This is a genomic window from Pedobacter sp., from assembly GCF_040513095.1.
Lineage (GTDB): Bacteria > Bacteroidota > Bacteroidia > Sphingobacteriales > Sphingobacteriaceae > Pedobacter.
This window is the reverse complement of record NZ_JBEVDX010000187.1, coordinates 1-4,085: the sequence shown is the minus strand read 5'-3', so window position 1 is coordinate 4,085 and position 4,085 is coordinate 1. Positions and strand designations below refer to the sequence as shown.

The window sequence follows — 4,085 nt, the reverse complement described above, 5'->3', positions numbered from 1 at the left end:
CCTGGGAAAGATTGCCTATTACCATTATTTACTGGCAAGGCAAAAGGGAGATTACCAAAATTTCAGCTTTCACGTAATTAACCTTAATGAGCCGGAACGAAGCAGGCGTATTAACCCATGGAAGTCAATCTATTTGCAGACACTTGCGGATGCATCGGAGACGGCGGAAGGTTTGGTTGAAGCTTTAAAGAAAGGAGATAAGTCCGGAGGATCGGATCAATTTTTTACGCAGTCAGCAATCAACTTTCTGGCAGCCTGCATATATTTTTTCAGCAAACATGATGGAGGCAAGTACTCTAGCCTTCCTCACGTGCTGGCCTTCTTAAATTGTTCCTATGAAGACATCTTTAGTACACTATTCTCTAATAAGGAACTTAGCTCATTGCTTTCCCCATTTATGACTGCTTACAAAGCAAAAGCTTTTGAGCAGCTGGAGGGCCAGGTTGGCACCTTGAAAATTTTCATCAGCCGTATTGCCACCAAGGAAACTTATTGGGTGTTCTCAGGTGACGATTTTGATCTAAAGATCAACAACCCGGTTTCTCCTAGCCTATTGATACTGGCTAACGATCCTCTTACCCAAAGTACCAATGCAGCTTGTTATTCAGTAGTATTGAACCGTATTACCAAGCTGATCAATACAAAAGGCAATCTGCCCGTAGGATTGATCATAGATGAGGCTGCATCACTGATGGTAAACCGCCTGGATCTGCTTTTGGCCCAGGCACGTTCCAATAAAGTGGCGACACTTTTGGGTTTCCAGTCAATGCAGCAGATCCAGCAGCAATATGGCAAAGAAACAGCAGCTACAATCACATCTATTGTTGGTAACGTTTTATCTGGCTCGGTTCAAAATAAAGATACCCTAGACTGGCTAGAGCGCATATTCGGAAAGGTAAAGCAGCTTAGTGAGAGTGTTTCTATTGATCGCAGTAAAGTGTCGTTATCATTGAGTGAAAAGCTGGAGCCGCTGATCCCGGCGGGAAAGATTGCTGCATTGAAGGCGGGGGAGATGGTAGGCTTACTCGCTTCGGACGCAGTAGAAGCGTATACGGGTAGCTTTGAGCCGTCCACGGTTCATTGCAGAGTGAACCTGGATCTGAATGCCATTAAAAAGGAAGAAGCGGCATACAGGGAATTACCACTCTTCTACAATTTCAAAGGACACAGGGACGAAATCCTGCTTCAAAATTTTAACCGGATTACCGTGGAGGTACAGGAGTTGGTTAAACAGTTTAAACCGGCCGCCAGGCCGGCACAAGTTCCTCCGTCAATGAAAGGCTCAATGATGCCAGGGACAGGTAAATAAATCTCACTAATCTAATAATATATGGACGATCTATTAGGTATGCCAGTCATGGTGCATCCCCAGCTTACTCAAGATCCCTTTATGATGCGGGGCCAGGCAGGCACAGTTATCGGAGCAGATTTGCATAGCGATACCATTTTTGTAGCATTTGCGAATAAAGGTGCGGGACGATATCAGAGTGATGCATTATTGGTTTTAAAACCGCACAATGAATTGTATAAGAGGCTTCTAGTCAAGGTAAAGCAACTAGAGGTGGCTGACTTTAAGAACTTGCTCAGATTGAGCATGTACCAGAGTACCGGCAGTCCGCGGCAGGTAATGGAATCCATGGCGGCTTTGAAAGATAGTCCGCAGGCCCTGGAGTTTGCGACGCGACCTCTTTCGGAAATGTTGGAGCTGGACTATGGTGCTGACCTACAGCAGGGCAATAGCATTGGATTGGGCAGGTAATGAAACGGCTTTGTAATCGCCGGAAAACTGTCAGTCTGTTTTTGATGCTCTTACTTTCCCCGTTTTATTTAATGGCTCAGTTTTGCCTTCCATTAAACTCCATGAATTTAACTTCCGGATTTGGCTGGCGTAAGCATCCTGTTACTGGAACCAAAGATTTTCATAGCGGGGTGGACTTGTCTGCCAGATTTGAGCCGGTCTTTGCCATTGTGAATGGCAGGATCACCGCTCAAGGATTTCATCCTATTTTAGGCAAGTTTATTCGTTTGGAAAGTAATGGACTGGAGATAGTTTATGGCCATTTATCAGTTACCGTAGTTGCTGATGGACAGGATGTACGGTCTGGAGATTATTTGGGACTGAGTGGTCAGACGGGAAGGGTTACCGGGCCACACCTTCATTTAAGCACCAAATTTCGTGGCTATCCTATAAATCCATTACGATTTCTTATAGGCTTAGCATGTAAACAATAATCTTATTATTAATTCTTATTTCATGAACAATCCTTATGAACCTGGTGACTGGTATTATAACCGCTCGCTGGAAAGGAAGCTCCAGCTTCTTGCTGAAGGAGATCAGATGGAGCTAACACCAGAAGAGGCAGCCATTTACGGTGCCGATTATGCGGACGAGTTTCCTGAAGACGAAATTTTACAGGAGGATCAGGATGAGTACTAAAACGGAACCGCCTAAAGCCCTGCACGTACAGGTGGCGGAAAAGCTGATTGAACAGCTTAAGGCAGGAACAGCACCCTGGCAAAAGCCATGGTTGGCAGCAGGTAGTCCAGCCTTTCAGCTTCCTTATAACGTGATTTCCAGAAACCGATATAAGGGAATCAACACTTTCTCTTTGTTGCTTGCAGGATATGACGACCCGAGGTGGATGACTTATAACCAGGCCGCCTCCAAAGATTGGCAGGTTAAAAAGGGGGAACACGGTACAACCATCCAGTATGTACGCTTTTATGATGAACAAACCAAGCGTGATCAGCACGGCAAGCCGATTTTAGATGCAGATGGAAAGCCAGAAAAGGAATTCATCAAGTTGGAAAAGCCGATCATCAACAGCGCAAAAGTCTTTAATGCAAGGCAGGTAGCGGGAATTCCAGAGCTGAAAATCACCGGTCCGGCCGAGCTTGGCTGGGATCCATTAGAGCGTGCAGAACAGTTGATCAAAAGTACTGGTGCCGATATTGTCTATCAGGCGGGTAACCGTGCATACTACAGCCTACTCGCCGATCAGATCACAGTTCCGTTAAAAGCTCAGTTCGACAGCCCCGGAAAATTTTATGCGACGGTACTGCATGAGGCAGGACACTGGAGCGGACACCCCTCAAGATTAGACCGAAGCCTGATGAGTAAATTCGGGTCTGAGGGGTATGCCAGGGAAGAATTAAGGGCAGAAATTGCATCCTTATTGATTGGGCAAGAACTTCAGATCGGTCATGATCCGGGGCAACACATTGCTTACGTTAAGGATTGGGTTAAAATTCTTACGGATACCCCTTTTGAAATTCACGCAGCTGCCGCTGATGCTGAAAAAATCTTTAACTATTTGATGGACTTTGAGCTAACGCGCGTCCAGAAGCAAGATCAGCAGGAGGGGCTTAAAGTCGCTGAAGTGGAAAAAAGACCCGCCAAAAATCTCCAGATGGGAGACCAAATCGGTTATGATAATACCGTTTACCGGGTGATCAGTCTCCCTAAACAAAGCCGCTTTCGGATGGAAAACTTGGGGAATGGAGCTCAGTTTACGCTATCTAAATCCGACGGCTTGTATGCTTCTTTAGTTGAGGCTAAAGCCACACAGGTCAGCAGACCTATCCCTGATGTTACTGCTACAATGGAAAAACAATTTGATCAGGAACCGGAGATCTCTGCGGCGTATGGACTAAAACGTTAACCTTAATTTTTAATTTATGAAACCTTTATTTTTGGAAAATGAACTGCCAGTAGATGACCTGGTCAGAATTGGGCTTTGGAAAGAGGGCAAAGCCGCACTATCTCCAGATGACCTTCGTGCCATGCTTGCAGGACGCCGTACAGGGCTCGTCACCCTGGAAAATGTCCAAGCAGATGGCTTTTTGATAAAGCAATTGGATGTTAAACTTTCCCTCAACAGGTCTGATTCTGGTTGGATCAGTTTGCAGGCGCATCCTATTCATCATGAGATTCAGTCCCATCCCTTATTAACAGAAAAAGACAAGAAGCTGTTGACCGAAGGAAAGGTTGCCAGCATTGGAAAGACATTGGAAGATCCAAATGGTAGGGCTCAGCACCTGATTTTTGAATATGATGCCGAGACAAAAGAGTTTATTTCCTATAT

The 4,085-nt window shown here is 45.4% G+C and carries 6 protein-coding genes; all 6 read left to right on the top strand.

Going from position 1 to position 4,085, the window contains the following annotated elements:
- The coding region (locus ABWY16_RS20810; protein ID WP_353906590.1) for a TraM recognition domain-containing protein at window positions 1–1,309 on the top strand (1,309 nt) is incomplete at its 5' end.
- A 21-nt stretch (window positions 1,310–1,330) separates the two neighbouring features.
- On the top strand, window positions 1,331–1,759 hold the full coding sequence (locus tag ABWY16_RS20805; RefSeq protein WP_353906589.1) for a hypothetical protein: 429 nt from the start codon (window positions 1,331–1,333) through the stop codon (window positions 1,757–1,759).
- Between the two features lie 71 nt (window positions 1,760–1,830).
- Window positions 1,831–2,232: a M23 family metallopeptidase gene (locus ABWY16_RS20800; RefSeq protein WP_353906588.1), complete on the top strand. Its 402-nt coding sequence runs from the start codon at window positions 1,831–1,833 to the stop codon at window positions 2,230–2,232.
- 22 nt (window positions 2,233–2,254) lie between these two features.
- Window positions 2,255–2,437 carry a hypothetical protein gene (locus ABWY16_RS20795; RefSeq protein WP_184470772.1) on the top strand — a complete coding sequence of 61 codons (183 nt, stop codon included), beginning with the start codon at window positions 2,255–2,257 and terminating at the stop codon, window positions 2,435–2,437.
- Window positions 2,427–3,662, top strand: a complete 1,236-nt coding sequence (locus tag ABWY16_RS20790) for an ArdC family protein (protein ID WP_353906587.1) — start codon at window positions 2,427–2,429, stop codon at window positions 3,660–3,662. Before ABWY16_RS20795 ends, ABWY16_RS20790 begins: the two co-directional genes overlap by 11 nt.
- Before the next feature lie 16 nt (window positions 3,663–3,678).
- Window positions 3,679–4,085 (top strand): DUF4099 domain-containing protein (locus tag ABWY16_RS20785; protein WP_353906586.1); only part of this gene is annotated, 407 nt, incomplete at its 3' end.

What these genes read in the sequence shown, in the direction of transcription:
- ABWY16_RS20805 (WP_353906589.1), top strand. Translation starts at nt 1,331, where the DNA reads ATGGACGATCTATTAGGTATGCCAGTCATGGTGCATCCCCAGCTTACT.
- ABWY16_RS20800 (WP_353906588.1), top strand. Translation starts at nt 1,831, where the DNA reads ATGGCTCAGTTTTGCCTTCCATTAAACTCCATGAATTTAACTTCCGGA.
- ABWY16_RS20795 (WP_184470772.1), top strand. Translation starts at nt 2,255, where the DNA reads ATGAACAATCCTTATGAACCTGGTGACTGGTATTATAACCGCTCGCTG.
- ABWY16_RS20790 (WP_353906587.1), top strand. Translation starts at nt 2,427, where the DNA reads ATGAGTACTAAAACGGAACCGCCTAAAGCCCTGCACGTACAGGTGGCG.